Source organism: Bradyrhizobium betae, from assembly GCF_050632175.1.
Lineage (GTDB): Bacteria > Pseudomonadota > Alphaproteobacteria > Rhizobiales > Xanthobacteraceae > Bradyrhizobium > Bradyrhizobium betae_B.
Window position 1 is genome coordinate 2,998,625 of record NZ_CP192576.1, and the last position, 16,720, is coordinate 3,015,344.

The 16,720-nt window shown below is 64.8% G+C and carries 10 protein-coding genes and 2 pseudogenes; 5 read left to right on the forward strand and 7 right to left on the reverse strand.

What is annotated here, in order from left to right:
* Positions 1-38: 38 nt before the first annotated feature.
* Together trpS and murJ are read right to left on the reverse strand one after the other, a co-directional pair.
* Positions 39-1,091, reverse strand: a complete 1,053-nt coding sequence (gene trpS, locus ACQ86E_RS14520) for a tryptophan--tRNA ligase (RefSeq protein ID WP_375311954.1) — start codon at positions 1,089-1,091, stop codon at positions 39-41.
* Positions 1,092-1,165: 74 nt separating this feature from the next.
* Positions 1,166-2,716 (reverse strand): murein biosynthesis integral membrane protein MurJ, encoded by a 1,551-nt coding sequence (murJ, locus tag ACQ86E_RS14525; protein ID WP_431205945.1) that lies wholly within the window; start codon positions 2,714-2,716, stop codon positions 1,166-1,168.
* Positions 2,717-2,854: 138 nt separating this feature from the next.
* On the opposite strand from murJ, the gene ACQ86E_RS14530 reads away from it, so the two are divergent.
* Positions 2,855-3,856, forward strand: coding sequence for an adenosine kinase (locus tag ACQ86E_RS14530; protein ID WP_431205946.1), 1,002 nt, complete (start codon positions 2,855-2,857; stop codon positions 3,854-3,856).
* Positions 3,857-3,961: 105 nt separating this feature from the next.
* On the opposite strand, the pseudogene ACQ86E_RS14535 reads toward ACQ86E_RS14530, so the two are convergent.
* Together ACQ86E_RS14535 and ACQ86E_RS14540 are read right to left on the reverse strand one after the other, a co-directional pair.
* Positions 3,962-5,657, reverse strand: a pseudogene (locus tag ACQ86E_RS14535) (AMP-binding protein).
* A gap of 169 nt (positions 5,658-5,826) precedes the next feature.
* A complete protein-coding gene (locus ACQ86E_RS14540) occupies positions 5,827-7,020 on the reverse strand; it encodes a serine hydrolase domain-containing protein (RefSeq protein WP_431205947.1) in 1,194 nt (397 codons plus the stop codon).
* Between the two features lie 338 nt (positions 7,021-7,358).
* Between ACQ86E_RS14540 and ACQ86E_RS14545 the strand changes: the two genes are divergently transcribed.
* Positions 7,359-7,679 (forward strand): hypothetical protein, encoded by a 321-nt coding sequence (locus ACQ86E_RS14545; RefSeq protein WP_014438668.1) that lies wholly within the window; start codon positions 7,359-7,361, stop codon positions 7,677-7,679.
* Between the two features lie 110 nt (positions 7,680-7,789).
* Positions 7,790-9,283, forward strand: coding sequence for an NAD-dependent succinate-semialdehyde dehydrogenase (locus ACQ86E_RS14550; protein WP_431205948.1), 1,494 nt, complete (start codon positions 7,790-7,792; stop codon positions 9,281-9,283).
* Between the two features lie 112 nt (positions 9,284-9,395).
* Here ACQ86E_RS14550 and ACQ86E_RS14555 read toward each other — a convergent pair whose 3' ends face one another.
* From ACQ86E_RS14555 to ACQ86E_RS14565, 3 genes and pseudogenes are all read right to left on the reverse strand, one after another.
* Positions 9,396-11,612, reverse strand: coding sequence for an SLC26A/SulP transporter family protein (locus ACQ86E_RS14555; RefSeq protein ID WP_431205949.1), 2,217 nt, complete (start codon positions 11,610-11,612; stop codon positions 9,396-9,398).
* 342 nt (positions 11,613-11,954) lie between these two features.
* Positions 11,955-12,868 (reverse strand): annotated as a pseudogene (locus ACQ86E_RS14560) (phosphoribosylaminoimidazolesuccinocarboxamide synthase).
* A gap of 65 nt (positions 12,869-12,933) precedes the next feature.
* On the reverse strand, positions 12,934-13,851 hold the full coding sequence (locus ACQ86E_RS14565) for a pirin family protein (protein WP_431205950.1): 918 nt from the start codon (positions 13,849-13,851) through the stop codon (positions 12,934-12,936).
* Positions 13,852-14,075: 224 nt separating this feature from the next.
* Here ACQ86E_RS14565 and ACQ86E_RS14570 point away from each other — a divergent pair, with 224 nt between their 5' ends.
* A complete protein-coding gene (locus ACQ86E_RS14570) occupies positions 14,076-15,143 on the forward strand; it encodes a helix-turn-helix domain-containing protein (RefSeq protein ID WP_431205951.1) in 1,068 nt (355 codons plus the stop codon).
* Between the two features lie 144 nt (positions 15,144-15,287).
* On the forward strand, positions 15,288-16,706 hold the full coding sequence (locus tag ACQ86E_RS14575) for a serine hydrolase domain-containing protein (protein ID WP_431205952.1): 1,419 nt from the start codon (positions 15,288-15,290) through the stop codon (positions 16,704-16,706).
* Positions 16,707-16,720 lie beyond the last annotated feature (14 nt).

The window sequence follows — 16,720 nt, forward strand, 5'->3', positions numbered from 1 at the left end:
GCGCCGTGGCGTCGGCCGGGGTTTTGCGATCGCAGCAATCAGCGCCGGCGGATGAAGCCGACGATGTCCTTGGAGAGCTTCATGGTCTCGTCGGCGATGGCGCGGGCCCGATCGGCGCCGTCGTTGAGGATGGCATCGATATGGCCGGGGTCGGCGACGAGACGCTTCATCTCGCCGGCGATCGGCGAGAGCTTCGTCACGCACAGCTCGACCAGCGAATTCTTGAAGCTGGAGAACTGGCCGCCGCCGAACTCGCGCAGCACGTCGGCCTTGGTGCGGCCGGAGAGCGCGGCGAAGATGCCGACGAGATTGTCGGCCTCGGGGCGTGGCTCCAGGCCCTTTTCTTCGGTCGGCAACGGCTCCGGATCGGTCTTCGCCTTGCGCACCTTCTGCGCGATGGTGTCGGCGTCGTCGGTCAGGTTGATGCGGGAGTTGTCCGACGGATCCGACTTCGACATCTTCTTGGTGCCGTCGCGCAAGCTCATCACCCGCGTCGCCGGCCCCTGAATCAGCGGCTCCGGCAGCGGGAAGAACAGGCCGTCATTGGCGCCGAGGTTGCGGATCGAGTCGCCGAAGTCGTTGTTGAACTTCTGCGCGATGTCGCGCGAGAGCTCCAGATGCTGCTTCTGGTCCTCGCCGACCGGCACGTGGGTGGCGCGGTACAGCAGGATGTCGGCCGCCATCAGCACGGGATAGTCGAACAGGCCGACGGACGCGTTCTCGCGGTCCTTGCCGGCCTTCTCCTTGAACTGGGTCATGCGGCCGAGCCAGCCCATGCGCGCGACGCAGTTGAAGATCCAGGCGAGCTCGGCATGGCCCGAGACCTGGCTCTGGTTGAACACGATGTGCTTCTTCGGATCGATGCCGGCGGCGATGAATGCCGCGGTCACCTCGCGGGTGTTGCGCGCCAGCTCGACCGGACCGCCCCAGACGTCCACCCCTTGCGTGATCGCGTGCATGTCGACGACGCAATAGATGCAGTTGTGGGTATCTTGCATCTTCACGAAGTTGACGATCGCGCCGAGATAATTGCCGAGGTGCAGATTGCCCGTCGGCTGGACGCCCGAAAAAACCCGTTCAACGAATGGCATGGCAAGCTTTCCTAAGGGGTAGCCGGCGTCGTTTCCAACAGCGGCGCTGCCCCGTCAAGGGTAATTCGCGGGCCTCAGGCGCGCGGATCGCGTGTGGCAGGTCGCTTCAGGGCGGCCGCCGCCGCGCGCAGGGAGGCGACCCCGAGGAGTTGCAGGAGGAGGCCATAGACGCCGATGCCGGCCGCGATCTGGAAGCCCAGCGCAACGAACCTGATCAGCCCATGCGCCACGGCAGGCACCAGGCCGCTCGTCAGCCAGAGCAGGGCGCCCATTGTCGCGGCGGCAAGCACGATCCGCGGCAGCCGTTGTCGCGCGGCCGCATCGACAGAAAAGCCGAACTCGCCGGTGCCCTTCCGGAGCAGCGAGGTCGCGCTGCTCCAGGCACCGGCGGCGATGCTCGCGGCGATACCGCTCGCGCCGAAATAATGACCGAGCAGGACCGCAAGCGCGATCGCCACCACGAAACCTTTTGCCGTGGCCAGCAGCGGCGTCATCGTGTCGCCGCGGGCATAGAAGGCCGGCGACAGCGTCTTGATCAGCACGTGGGCCGGCAGCCCCAGCGCCAGCCACATCAGCGCATGCGCGGTCGCCTGGCTGTCCGCCGCGCCGAACGCGCCATGCTCGAACAATAGCCGCACGATCGGTTCGGCCAGCACGATCAGGCCGAGTGTGGCGGGCAGCGCCAGCCCGGTCGCGAGTTCCAAAGCTCGCGATTCCGCATGCGCCACCGCCTCACGGTCGCCGCTTCCGACCGCGCGCGTCAGCTCCGGCACCAGCACCGTGCCCATGGCGACGCCGACGATGCCGAGCGGCAGCTCGATCAGCCGATTGGCGAAATAGAGCCAGGAGACGGCAGACGGCGTGGCGGACGCAATGATCGCGCCGGCCACCATCAGCCATTGCGGACCGGAGCTTGCGATCATGCCGGGAATGGCCCTAGCGAAGAAGCCGCGCATCTCCTTGTCGAAGCTCATGCGCCGCGGCGTCGCGAGGCGCCCGCTCCGCTGCGACAACAGCATCGCGAGTTGCAGCAGGCCGGCGATGCCGACGGTCGCCGCCAGCATCCACGCGGCGAAGGGCGCATCGGCGTTCCAGACGAGCAGCACTACGATCGCGGCAATCAGCGCGATGTTGAACAGCAGCGGTGAGAAGGCGGTGAGGGCAAATCGGCCTTGCGCGTTGAGCAATCCCATCAGCACCGTGACGGGACCGGCGAAAGCAAGATAGGGCAGCATCAGCCGCGCGTTCGCGACGGCGAGATCGAGTGTGCTGCTGCCAATGAATCCCGGCGCAATGATCGTGATGATCAGCGGCATCAGAAGCGCAATGACGATCGAGATCGCGATCAGGGCCGCGCTGACCGTGCCGAGCACGCGTCCCGCAAAGGCGGCTGCCGCCCGCTCGCCGTCGCGGTCACGGACGCGCAGCCAGGCCGGGACCAGCGCAGCATTCAGGGCCCCTTCGCTGAGCAGGCGGCGAACGACGTTGACGAGCTGGAATGCGGCCAGAAACGCATCGGCCACCGCGCCGGTGCCGAGCAGCGCCGCGATCAGGGAATCGCGCGCAAAGCCCAGCAGCCGCGAGGCCAGTGTTCCCGTCGAGACGGTCAGGAAGGAGCGGATCATTGCCCTTTGATAATACCGTTGCTTGCCCGCCAATGCTTGCCCGCCAAGGGCCGGTCGTGATAGGCCGCGAGCCAGATTTCAGGCCGACAGGAAGCGGATTTCCTCAGGGATCGCAATCCGGCAACAGGATCAAGGTGAATGGCTGACGTGAAATATGACGTTCTCGGGATCGGCAATGCGCTGTTCGACGTGCTGGTCACAACCGACGAGGCTTTTCTGGCCAGGCACGGCATGACCAAGGGCAGCATGTCCCTGATCGACGAGGCGCGGGCCGCTGCCATCTACAAGGACATGGGTCCGGCGACGGAAGTTTCGGGCGGCTCGGCCGCCAACACCATCGTCGGCATCGCCAGCCTGGGGGCGCGGGCCGCCTATGTCGGCAAGGTCAAGGACGACCAGATCGGCGGTCTCTATGTCCACGACATCCGCGCCGCCGGCGTCGCCTTCAACACGCCCGCTGCGAAGGACGGCGCCGCGACCGGCTGCTCCTACATCCTGGTTACGCCAGACGGCGAGCGCACCATGAATACCTATCTCGGTGCCGCGCAGGATCTGTCGCCCGCCGACATCGATCCCGCCGAGATCGCGAGCGCCGGGATCGTCTATCTCGAAGGTTACCTTTGGGATCCCAAGAACGCCAAGGACGCCTTCCTCAAGGCGGCCAAGATCGCGCATGATGCCAGGCGCAAGGTGGCGCTGACGCTGTCGGATTCCTTCTGCGTCGACCGCTATCGCGACGAATTCCTGTCGCTGATGCGCAACGGGACCGTCGACATCGTGTTCGCGAACGAGTCCGAACTGCATTCGCTCTACATGACCTCGGACTTCGACACCGCGCTGAAGCAGCTGCGCAACGACGTCAATCTCGGCGTGGTCACCCGCAGCGAGAAGGGCTGCATGGTGGTGTCATCCGAAGACGCCGTCGCGGCGCCTGCGGCCCCGATCGCCAAGCTGGTCGACACCACCGGCGCCGGCGATCTGTTCGCCGCGGGCTTCCTGTTCGGCCTGGCGCGCAACCTGGCCTACAAGCAGTGCGGCGAGCTCGGCGCGCTGGCGGCGGCCGAAGTCATCCAGCATATCGGCGCGCGTCCGCAGGTGTCGCTGAAGGAATTGGCCCAGCAGCGCGGGCTGACGGCTTAAGGCTCTCTTTCTCCGCCGTCATTGCGAGCGAAGCAATCCAGTCCGTTTCCGCAGAGGGATTCTGGATTGCTTCGCCGCAAGGGCCCCTCGCAATGACGGTGAGACTCACGCCGTCTTCGCAGCCTTCAATCCCAGCCGCTGCTCCACTGCATCCCGCATCACGAATTTCTGGATCTTTCCGGTCACGGTCATCGGAAACTCGTCAACGAATTCCACATAGCGCGGGATCTTGTTGTGGGCGATCTGGCCGTCGCAGAACGCGCGGACCTCCTCGGCGGTCAGCGTCTCGCCCGGCCTGACGCGAGATCCAGGCGCATAGTTCTTCGCCATAGCGGGTGTCCGCCACGCCGAAAATCTGCACGTCCTGGATTTTGGGGTGACGGTACAGAAATTCCTCGATCTCGCGCGGATAGAGATTCTCACCGCCGCGGATCACCAGATCCTTGATGCGGCCGACGATGTTGCAGTAGCCCGCATCGTCGATGGTGGCGAGATCGCCCGTATGCATCCAGCCATTGGCATCCAGCACGTCCCCGGTCTTTTCCTCGTCCTCCCAATAGCCCAGCATGACGCTGTAGCCGCGGGTGCAAAGCTCGCCGCGTTCGCCCCGCTTGACGATCCTGCCTTCGAGATCGACGACCTTGACTTCAACATGCGGGTGAATGCGCCCCACCGTGGAAACGCGCCGCTCGAGCGGATCGTCGGTCGCGCTCTGGAAGCTGACCGGGCTGGTTTCGGTCATGCCATAGGCGATGGTGACCTCGCGCATGTTCATCTCGGTGTTGACGCGCTTCATCACCTCGATCGGGCAGGGGGCGCCGGCCATGATGCCGGTGCGCAGCGATTTCAGGTCGAAATTACTGAACTCGGGATGATCGAGCTCGGCGATGAACATGGTCGGCACGCCGTACAGCGCCGTGCACTTCTCCTGCTCGATGGCGCGCAACGTTGCCAGCGGATCGAAACCCTCGCCCGGATAGACCATCGTCGTGCCGAGCGTGACGGAGGCGAGGTTGCCCATCACCATGCCGAAACAGTGATAGAGCGGCACCGGGATGCAGATGCGATCCGCTTCCGTCAGTCGCATCGCGCGGCCGGTGAAATAGCCGTTGTTGAGGATGTTGTGGTGCGTCAGCGTCACGCCCTTCGGCGATCCGGTCGTGCCGCTGGTGAACTGGATGTTGACGGGATCGTCGAACTGCAGCGCGGCGCCGAGTGCGGCAAGCCGTTCGCGATGCCCGGCCCCGCCCATGCGCGCGACGTCCTCGAAGGGAATCGTGCCTGACGCCGCCGGGCCGCCGATCTGGATCACCATCCGCAAGGCCGGCAGTCGCGCTGCCTGCAACTGCCCGGGCTTTGCGCGCGCCAGCTCCGGCAGCAGCGTATGGAGCATGTCCATGTAATTGCTGGTCTTGAACGCCGTCGCGGTGACGATCGCGGCGCAGCCGACTTTCTTCAGCGCGAACTCCAGTTCGCTAAGCCGATAAGCGGGATTGATCGTGACCAGGATCAGGCCGGCCTTGGCGGCGGCGAACTGGGTGAGCGTCCATTCCGGCCGGTTCAGCGACCAGATGCCGATCCGCTCTCCGCGTTCAAGACCGAGCGCGAGAAAGCCGGCGGCGAGCGCGTCGACCCGCTCGGCGAATTCACTCCAGGTCCATCGCACGTCGTGGCTGGGCGAGACCAGCGCCTCGCGAGGTCCCCAGCGCCGCACCGCGTGGTCGAGGCTGCGACCGATGGTGTCGCCGAGCAGGGGCGTGTCCGAGATGCCGCAAACATAGCTGTCGATTTTATCCGCCAAATCGAAATCCTCTCGCCAAAGATCGTCGGCACATTCTCTCAATCGTCATGCCCCGGGCTTGACCCGGGCATCCACGTCTTTCTGCGACAGATTGTCGATCTGCGTCAAATTGACGAACGTGAATGGCCGGGACAAGCCCGGCCATGACGCATCGTGAAAGCGGTGCTCGTTACGCCGCCCTCTGCCCGCTCCCCGCATCGAGCCCGGCATAAACCCCGCGCTCGAAGCCTGCGAACGTCTCCAGGCACTTGGCATCCGCAAACGGCAGCAGCTGCATCAGGATGACACCGGTGACATCCCGCGCCGGATCGATCCAGTAATAGGTGTTGGCAAGGCCGGCCCAGGCGAGGCTGCCCGCGCTGCGGCCTTCGGCGGTCCTGGCGGTGTTGATCATGAAGCTGAGGCCCCACTTCTTCACCTGCTCCGGATAGAGATCGACGTCGTTGGTGTACATCGGCGCCGCCGTCGTCAGCTTGGTCATGTTGATGTCGCCCATGTGGTTCTGCCCCATCGCCGCGACGGTCTCGGCCTTGAGCACCTGATTGCCGTTGCCACGGCCTTTGTTCAGGATCATCTGGGTGAACCGGATGTAGTCGGCCGCAGTCGAATAGAGCCCGCCGCCGCCCATGTGGAATTCCGGCTCCTGCTCGAGCTCGAACGGTATCGCGGCCAGCTGGCCGTCTTCGCCGCGCGCATGCATGCCGACCAGGCGCTTGCGCATGTCGTCGGTGATCTTGAAGGCGGTGTCGGACATCCCGAGCGGTGCAAACAGATTGTCGCGCAGATAGGCATCCAGCCGCTTGCCGCTGACGGCCTCCACGGCCTTGCCGACGAAATCGATATTGGTGCCGTATTCCCAGCGCGTACCGGGATCGGTCATGATCGGTGTCTTCAAGGCCGCGTTCTGGCAGGTGGTGATGGGCGGCGTGCCCGTCTTTTCCAGATGGATCGCCAGATCGCCGTTCCACATGTTGTAGGCGAATCCGGCGGTATGGGTCATGAGCTGGCGCAGCGTGATCGGCCGCTTGGCCGGCCGCAGCTTCGGGGCGCCGCCGGCGTCGAAGCCTTCGAGCACTTGCGGCTTGGCGAGATCGGGCAGCACCTCGCCGATCGGCGCATCCAGAGACAATTTGCCCTGCTCGACGAGCTGCATCGCGCCCGCCGATGTCACCGCCTTCGTCATCGAGGCGATCCAGAACACACTATCCGCCGTCATCGCATCGGGCTTGGACAGATCGCGCTTGCCGAAGGCGCCCTGATAGAGCACGTCGTTACCGCTGGCGGCGATGGCGACGACGCCGGGAATCTCCTTGGCGTCGCTCTTCTGGCGCAAAATCTCGTCGATCTGGGCTTGGCTTTGCATACGCGTTTCCTCCGGTTTGATTATTGTTGGAAGTAACCAATTGTCCTCCCGCATCCGCTGCGCGGCAAGGGCGGTCATATGCGCGCTTCGGTCGCGATGTCGTGACTTGACGGTCCGCGCTCCAGGCAGGACGACACGGATGCAACATGCCATCGCAAGCTGCGGTGGATGGACGCACTTCGCCGTGACCTCGGATGGGCCTGGGCGATATGTTTCGCGTGTCTGAAGCACTGAAACATTTTGTGCGTTGCCGCGTTTGGCCTTTGGCCCAATGGGCCGCTGACGCTAGGACTTAATTCAAATTTGGCGGCCCCCGATCGGCCGCGAGGGGACTTGAGATGATTTCGACCTGGAGCGAATGGAAGCGCTATCCCCGTCCCGGACGGGGTGAGAACCTCGAGGCGCCGATCTCACCCGGCATTTACGAGGTTCGGATCGCCGGCACAGGCGCGCTCTATTCGTTCGGCGCGGTCGACAATCTGGCGCAGGCACTGGCGTTGCTGCCGGTCGGCTCCAAATCCTGGTTCGGCCGCCGCGACGCCTCGGACGCCCCCGATCTCGAATACCGGACGTGCGCGACCTCCTCGAAGGCCGGCGCCAAGGCGGCTGCCGAGCGCATGATCGGCCGGCGCGAGACCTATATGAGCGGCGCGGCGTAACCCTTCCGCTCTCGCCTTAACTCCCATCAGATGTGCGTCGCGGGACGGTGCATTGCGCGCCGTCTGCCCCTATATTCCGGGCCGATCCGATCGCCCCAGGGAGTAACGCCATGACACCGACCGCCGCCGCACGCGCCCCGCAAGCCACCGCCACCCTGCGCGACCGGCTGAAGGATCCTTCGCTGCTAAAGGAGGCCTGCTATATCGACGGTGCCTGGGTCGGCACGCCGGTCTTTGCCGTCAACAATCCCGCGACCGGCGTCGAGCTCGCCAAGGTCCCGCAGCTCGGTGCGGACGAGACGACCAAAGCGGTTGAAGCCGCGCAGCGCGCCTTCCCGGCCTGGGCCAAGCACACCGCCAAGCAGCGTTCCAACATCCTGCGCAAATGGTTCGAGCTGATCATCGCCAATCGCGAGGATCTCGCGCTGATCCTCACCTCCGAGCAGGGCAAGCCGCTCTCGGAAGCTCTTGGCGAGGTCGACATCGGCGCCGCCTATATCGAGTTCTTTGCCGAGGAAGCCCGCCGCGTCTATGGCGAGACCATCCCGACCCAGCGGCCGGATGCGCGCCTGCTCGCGATCAAGCAGCCGATCGGCGTCTGCGGCGCGATCACGCCGTGGAATTTCCCGAACTCGATGATCACGCGGAAGGTCTCGCCGGCGCTGGCCGCGGGCTGCACCGTCGTGCTCAAGCCCGCCAACGAGACGCCGCTGTCGGCGCTGGCGCTGGCCGTGCTGGCCGAGAAGGCCGGCATCCCCAAGGGCGTTCTGAACATCGTCACCGGCGATGCGCCGCCGATCGGCAAGGTGCTGTGCGAGCATCCGGCGGTGCGCTTCGTCGGCTTCACCGGCTCAACCGCCGTCGGCAAGATCCTCTACCAGCAAGCCTCCGTCGGTGTGAAGCGGCTCGGCCTCGAGCTCGGCGGCAATGCGCCGTTCGTGGTGTTCGACGACGCCGACATCGATGCGGCGGTCGAAGGGGCCATCGTCTCGAAGTACCGCAACATGGGCCAGACCTGCGTCTGCGCCAACCGTCTCTACGCCCAGGACAAGATCTACGACGAGTTCGTGAAGAAGCTCTCGGCCAAGGTTGCGGCGATGAAGATCGGCGACGGCACCGAGGCTGGCGTCACCCAGGGTCCGCTGATCAATGCGAAAGCGGTCGACAAGGTCGAGCGCCACATCGCCGATGCCGTCAAGCGCGGTGCCAAGGTCGTCATCGGCGGCAAGCGCAGCGAACTCGGCCGCTCGTTCTTCGAGCCGACCGTGCTCGCCGACGTCAAGCCGGACTCGCTGGTGGCGCAGGAGGAAACCTTCGGCCCGCTCGCTCCCGTCATCCGCTTCAAGGACGAGGCCGATGTCGTCGCGATGTGCAATGCCTCGCCATTTGGTCTGGCCTCCTACTTCTACTCCCGCGATCTCGGCCGCGTCTGGCGCGTCGCCGAAGCGCTGGAGTCGGGCATGGTCGGCGTCAACACCGGCCTGATCACCACGGAAGTCGCGCCCTTCGGCGGCGTCAAGGAAAGCGGCCTCGGCCGTGAAGGCTCGCATCACGGCATGGAAGAATATGTCGAGATCAAATACGTGATGATGGCGGGGGTGTAGGCCGCGCCACTCCCTTCCACGTCATTGCGAGCGAAGCGAAGCAATCCAGAATCCTTCCACAGAGACAGTCTGGATTGCTTCGTCGCAAGAGTTCCTCGCAATGACGGAGTCATCACCGCCGCAACACCGCGATCGTCCGGTTCGCAAACGTCAGCCGCTCGGCCATGACCGACACGAAGTAGGTCAGCAGCTTGTGGCTGAGCGCGGGGTCCTCGGTCCTGATCGCATCGAACTGGTGCGTGTTGAGGACGTAGAGCACGCTGTCGACTTCGGCCTGGATCGTCGCGCTGCGCGGCGTATTCGACACCAGGCCCATCTCGCCGATCGTGGTGTAGCGACCGAGGCTGCGTACGCGCGTGGTGCGGTCGTCGTCGGCGGGGACCATGATGCCGACGCGTCCCTCAAGAATGAAATGCATGGAATCGGCGGGGTCGCCGGCCTGCACGATGATGTCGCCGGCTTCGACCTCGAGGCGCTGGCAGCGGTGGATCAGTCTATCGGCGTCGTCCTCGCTCTTGAGAATCCCCTTGAACCAGTCGCGCAGGCTCGCTTCTTCCTGGGCCAGCTCCTGATGCTGCGCGATCAACTCGTTCTCGCACCACTCCAGCGCATGATCGAGCTCGGGAACGATGGTGACGCCCTCGCCGACGAAGTCGCTTGAGCGCAGCACCTTCTCGGCCGCGGAAGACAGATGCACCAGGATCAGCTCGACACCGAGGTCATGCGCGCTGCGTTTGATCTGCGCAAAGCTGTAAGCCGCTGACGAGTCGACGCCGGTGACGAGCTTGAAATCGAACAGCAGATAGCGGCACTCCGGGTGCTCCTGCAGCAGCCGCTTGACGTGCTGGTAAAGCCGATTGGCGGACCCGAAGAACAGATAGCTCTGCAAATTCAGGCCTCGAATCTTGCCGCCATGCGCGAGCAGCACGTCCTGGTCGTCGCGCGAGCGGTCCAGCGAGGAGCGGTATTCCGAGCCGTCGAAACTGTATTTGATCGACTCCACGCGCGCGGCGCTGAACGCAAATGTCGCGCAGCCGATGATCACGCCGATCAGGATGCCCGGCACAAAACCCCAGGCGACGATGATCACGATGATGGCGATCAGCGAGAGGTATTCGATGTGTGAGAGTCGCCTGCGCGATTCGATGATCCATTTGTGGAGCTGATCGGCGCCGAGATAGAGCAACAGGCCGCCAAGCACGAATTTCGGGATGAACCCGAGCAACTCGGGTGCGACCGCGAGCATCAGCAGCGAGAGCGCCGCAACCGTGAGGCCGGACAGGCGTCCGCGCCCGCCGCTGCTGTAGTTGAGGATCGAGCGGCTGGTCGAGCTGCAGCCGGGGTAGCCGCCCAGCAGGCCGGTCAGGATGTTGGCGGCCCCGGTGACGTTCAGTTCGCTCTCCAGGTTGGCCTCGCGATGCGTGGCGACCTCGATGCCAGTGGTGTTGAACAGCGTACTGGCGGCCGTGACGAAAATGACGGCGACGACGTTTCCGAGCAGGTCCGGTATGGCAAACCAGGGATATCGGGCGAGATCGCCGGTGTGCCAGGGCAGCATGAAGGCCGCTTGGGGCGGAGGCTGAAACGTCCAGCCCAGGGCGCGTGCGTCATCGAACGACACACCGGTGATCCAGAATGCCAGATGCGCCGTGAGCACGCCGCTGACCAGGATGATCGGCAGTCCGAACGGGCTGCGCGAGCGATGCCAGGTGAGATACAGCACCAGCGCCATCGTGCAGGCAGCCCCGAGCTCCAGCAAAATGGTGCGATCACCGAACTGCGACAGCGTCGTCCATTGCAGCGGATGGTTGGTGATCACCCGGATCGCACCGAGGGCGATGAGAAGTCCGGTGGCGCCGAGGAAGCCGCCTACCACGGGATAGGGCACGTAGCGGATGGCGCGGCCGAGCCGCGTCAGGCCCAGCCCGCACAGCACCAATCCTGTCAGCACCGTCGACAGGCCGAGCGTGATCAGGATCGGCGGGAGCAACGACGTGTGCAGGTTCGCCGTCTCGATACGCTCGACCACCGAGGCCGCCAGAATTCCCGTCACCGCGGCAGTCGAGCTGTCGGGGGCGGCAATAGCAAAGGGAAGTGAGCTGCCAAGCCCGATGACGATCGCAAGCACGGCGGAACTAACGAAAGTCGCGGTGATCCCGTAGGACAGATAGGGCGACAGCGGTCCGGCGAAGATGAGCAGCGAATAGGATAGCCCGAAAGTAACCGTCAGGACGCTGGCCGCGCTTCCTCCCAATATGTCATTCAGCGCACGCTTGAGGCTCGGATTGGCTCTCGGAGCCGGACTGAGAGTGATTGCTGGATCGGCCACGCCGTTGCGCTCGCTCCTGAAAATGCAGTCTGAGACGTAGACGACTACGGACTTAGCGCAACAGGATTCTCGAACCTATGAAATATCCGACAGTTCCGCGGTGAATACCCGCATTTATAAGGTGTAAACGCTCAACCATATGGTTGAGATGAGAGCCGAAGTCTCCACACCCCCAGCTGTCATTCCCCGCGAAAGCGGGGAATCCAGTACGCCGCGGCTTCTCCCCGAATCATAGGCGTCTCGAAGTACTGGATCGCCCGGTCGAGCCGGGCGATGACAGCGTGGTGTGGCGAATAGCCCATCACGTGCTCGCAATGACCGAGCGAGATCGAATAACCGCGCCTAAATCTTCAGCTCTGTCCCGGTCACGCGCCGGTACGCTTCCAGGTATCTCTTGCTGGTCGCTTCCACCACGCTAGTCGGCAGCGGCGGCGGGGGGCGTCGCCGTTCCAGCGGCCGGCGCGGCGTTCGACGTCGAGATAATCGCGCAGCGGCTGCTTGTCGAAGCTCGCCTGCGGCTGGCCGGGCTTGTAGGCATCGACGGCCCAGAAGCGTGACGAATCCGGCGTCATGACTTCGTCGATCAGGATGATGCGGCCGTCCTTGTCGCGGCCGAACTCGAACTTGGTGTCGGCGATGATGATGCCCTGCTCGCGGGCGAGTTCCTCGCCGAGCGTGTAGATCGCGCGCGTCATGCTCTCGAGTGTGTAGGCCGTCTCGTCGCCGACGACCTCACGCATCTTTGCGATAGTGATGTTTTCGTCGTGGCCGGTCTCGGCCTTGGTGGCCGGGCTGAAGATCGACGGTTCCAGCTTCTCGCTCTCGACCAGACCTGCCTTCAGCTTCTCGCCGGCGAGCGTGCCGCTGGCGGCATATTCCTTCCACGCGGAGCCCGAGAGATAGCCGCGGATCACGCACTCGATCGGGAACACGGTGGTGCGGCGGCAGAGCATGGCCCGGCCGAGGATTTCGGCACGGTGCGGCTTCAAGGCCGGCACGGCCGCGATGATCTCGTCGGCATCGGCGCTGATCATGTGGTGCGGCACCACGCCTTCGAGCTCGTTGAACCAGAACGCGCTGATCTGGGTCAGCACCGCGCCCTTCATCGGGATGGTCTCGCCCATCACGACGTCGAAGGCGCTGATGCGGTCGGTGGTGACGAGCAGCAGGCGGTCGTCGTCGACGGCGTAGATGTCGCGCACCTTGCCGCGGCCGATCTTGGTCAGGGGCAGGTCGCTGGAGAGCATGGTGGTCATCGGCAAAGCTTTCGCAGGCAGGATATCCGGCCGCGCCTGATGGCACCGCCGGAACCGGGATTAGCCTATTCCGGCAGCGGAATGAACTCATGTTCCTGCGGAACTGCCGCGAAGCGGCCGGTTTTCCAGTCCTGCTTGGCCTGCTCGATCCGCTCCTTGCTGGAGGAGACGAAATTCCACCAGATGTGGCGCGGGCCCTCCAGCGCATCGCCGCCGAGAAACATCATCCGCGTGGGCCTCACGGCCTTCACGGTGATGCGGTCGCCGGGACGGAAGATCAGCAGCCGCGGCCCTTCGTACCGCTCGTTCGCGATCTCGACCTCGCCTTCGACCACGTAGATCGCGCGCTCCTCGTGGTCAGGATCGAGCGGTATTGTCGCGCCCGCGACCGCCGTGACCTCGGTATAAAACCAGGGCGAGACCATGGACACCGGCGATGTGATGCCAAAGGCCGAGCCCGCGATCACCTTCGCGGTGAAGTCGCGTTCGGAGATCATCGGCAGGTCAGCGGCCCCGTAATGCTGGAAAGACGGCGCGATCTCTTCGGATCCGGCCGGCAGCGCGATCCAGCTTTGCAGGCCCAGCATCTTCTGCCCGGAGGCGCGCTGCACATCCGGCGTGCGCTCGGAATGCGCGATGCCGCGCCCGGCGGTCATCAGGTTCATCGCGCCGGGCTGGATCTCCTGGATGTTGCCCTCGCTGTCGCGATGCATGATCGCGCCGTCGAACAGATAGGTGACGGTGGCCAGCCCGATATGCGGATGCGGCCGCACGTCCATGCCCTTGCCGGAGACGAACTGCACCGGTCCGAAATGATCGAAGAAGATGAAGGGCCCGACCATCTGCCGCTTGCCATGCGGCAGCGCGCGCCGCACCGCGAATCCGTCGCCGAGGTCGCGCGTGCGCGGCACGATGACGAGATCGAGCGCATCGCAGGACATGGGATCGCCGAGCACGGGATCGTTGGAGGGCTGCCAGCTCATGGTGGACTCCTTCTTTGTTGCGGCGATGTTAACAGGATTTGACGACCCAGTCGCGACGCCTCCGCATCGCCGCGACGGTCTATTTGCCGTCATCGCGCAATACCGGCGATACCTAATCCGGAAACAGGGGCGGGCGATGGTTTCTCCGATGTGGTCCATCTTGAAAAGCGCGGCCTGACGAAGGATGTTTGCCTGATGTCAACCGCGACCGATCGCATCACCCGATGACCCCCGCCGCAACAGAACTCGCTTTTCGCGCCGCGTCCGTGGCGTTGCTGCTGGTATTGGCTGCGTCACTGTTTCAAGGCTTTCGCAACGTGCTGGCGGCCCGGCTCGGCGCGGCTTTCGCGCTGGGCTCGGCTGCGCATGCCGCAAGCTATTCGGTCGGCGTATCCTCGCTGGTCCCGGCCTGGCATGCGCCGCTGATCGCGCTGTCGACCGGCAACATCGTGGTGTTCTGGCTGTTCACCCGCGCGCTGTTCGACGACGAGTTTAGCCTGCGCCGGTGGCATGGCTTGATCTGGGCACTGGTGACCGCCTTCAGTTTTGCCGGATGCGTCTGGATCGCGCCGGGCGGCCATGTGCGGTTCTCGGTCACTGTCGTCAATCTGATCGTGCTCGGCTTCATCGCCCTTGCAATCGTGCAGACGATCGCGTCATGGCCGGTCGACCTGGTCGAACGACGCCGCCGGGTTCGTGTCTTCATCGTCTGCATCGCCGCGCTCTATGGCGGACTGAACGCACTGCTGCAGATTGTGGTCGCCGGCAGCGACGTCGGCGATCTCGCCAACACCATCAATGCCGGCGTGCTCGCCTGCATCGTTGCGGCCATAGCCTTTGCCATGATGCGCGTCGACGGCGCGGATCTGTTTCCGGCCGCTGCGGGGGCGGCGCCGGCGGTTGCGCCGAGTCAGCAGCCCGCTGGGGTCGAGGACGTTGCCGACCGGAAGCTCATCGAGGCCTTGCTGCGCCTGATGGCGGACGAGCGGATCTATCGCCAGGAGAACATCACCATCGGCGTCCTCGCCGGCCGGCTGAAAATTCCGGAATACCGGCTGCGCCGGCTGATCAACCAGCGGCTCGGCTATCGCAACTTCAATGTGTTCCTGAACAACCACCGGATCGAGGAAGCCAAGGCCGCGCTCGCCGATCCCGCCCAGGTCGAGGTCCCCGTCATCACCATTGCCATGGACGCCGGATTCCAGTCCCTCGGCCCGTTCAATCGCGCCTTCAAGGCGGTGACGGGCGTGACGCCGACGGAGTACCGGCGGCTCAAGGCCGAAGCGGTCTAGATTTTAGACCATTGAAACTACATAAGAATTTCGGAATCGACCAGATCCGGTCAATTTCAACGAGGTCGGTTTTCAAATCCGGCGAGCATGCCTTTCCCACCTCCGGCCTTCTCCCGGCACACGTCCCGAAGCCGGAGAAAGCCAGTGACCCGTCGCCGCAAGATCCTCCTCCTCACCACCACCATCGCGTGTGCCGGCCTCGTGGTCGGCGCGGCGCGGGCGCGCGACGTGCCCAAGGTCGCCACCGGTTTCATAGCCGACGTGCTCTGCTCGGAGACCTTCGTCTCCGGCCTCGATCCCAGCCGCAACCTCGCCGAGACCACCGATGCGATGCCGGGCGCCGGCCTGCTCACCTGGGCGATGGACTATCACGTCGATCGCGTCCGCAAGGACGTCACGGTGACGCTGTTCGGCATCGGCCGCAGCCACGCCGTCTATCGTGAGGGGCTCGGCTGCACGCTCGATCATGGCGCTGACATCGCCGACGTCGTGCTGCCGCCGGATGACAAGCAGCCGGTGCTGCTGCCTGAGATTGCCGGCCCGTCCATCGTGTCCCCGCAAAGCGAGGGGCTGTCAGCGGCCCTCGACCGCGCTTTCACCGAACCCGCGCAGCCGCCCTATCGCCGCACCCGCGCGATCGTGGTCATGAAGGCCGGCCGCATCATCGCCGAGCGCTATGCCGACGGGATCGGACCGGAGACGCCGCTGCTCGGCTTCTCCATGACGAAATCCGTAATCTCGGCACTGACAGGCATTCTCGTGCGCCAGGGCAAGTTGAAACTCGACGGGCCCGCGCCGGTCGCGGCCTGGGCCAATCCGGATGATCCGCGCCACGCCATCACCGTCGATCAATTGCTGCGCCATACTGCCGGGCTCGCGCTCGGCAGCTCGTTGCAGGCCTCGCTCGGCTCCGCCTTCGAGCCGGTCAATCGCATGAAATTCGTCGAAGGCGACATGGCCGCCTATGCCGCGAGCATGCCGCTTGCGACCGCGCCGGGCTCCGTCTGGAACTACCACGACGGCAACACCATCCTGCTCGCGCATCTGATCCGCAACGCCGCCGGCGGCCATCCTGCGGATGCGCTGCGCTTCGCACGCCGCGAATTGTTCGCCCCGCTCGGCATGCGCCATGTCACGCTCCAACTCGACGGCGCCGGCACCATCGAAGGCTCCAGCGAGATGCTGGCGTCCGCGCGCGACTGGGCGCGATTCGGCCAGCTCTATCTCAACGACGGCGTCGCCGGCGGCAGGCGCATTCTCCCCGAAGGCTGGGTGAATGACTCGGCAACCGCGACGCCGAACGCCTGGGTCGGCATCGGCGCCGGCTTCTGGACCAACCAGGGCGACAGCTTTGGCGCGAATTTCCGCGTGGAGCACGGCTGGCCGCGCGATGCCTTCTTCGCGAAGGGCACCATCGGGCAGTACACGATCGTGATCCCGTCGGAGAAACTGGTGATCGTGCGCCTGGGCCGCTCGCCGAACGGACCGCCGGAAGCGGATGGCGTGTTCGATCTCGTGCGCGATGTGATTGCGGCAACGCGTGAGAAGGCGCGCGTGGATTGAGGTCTTTCTGACCC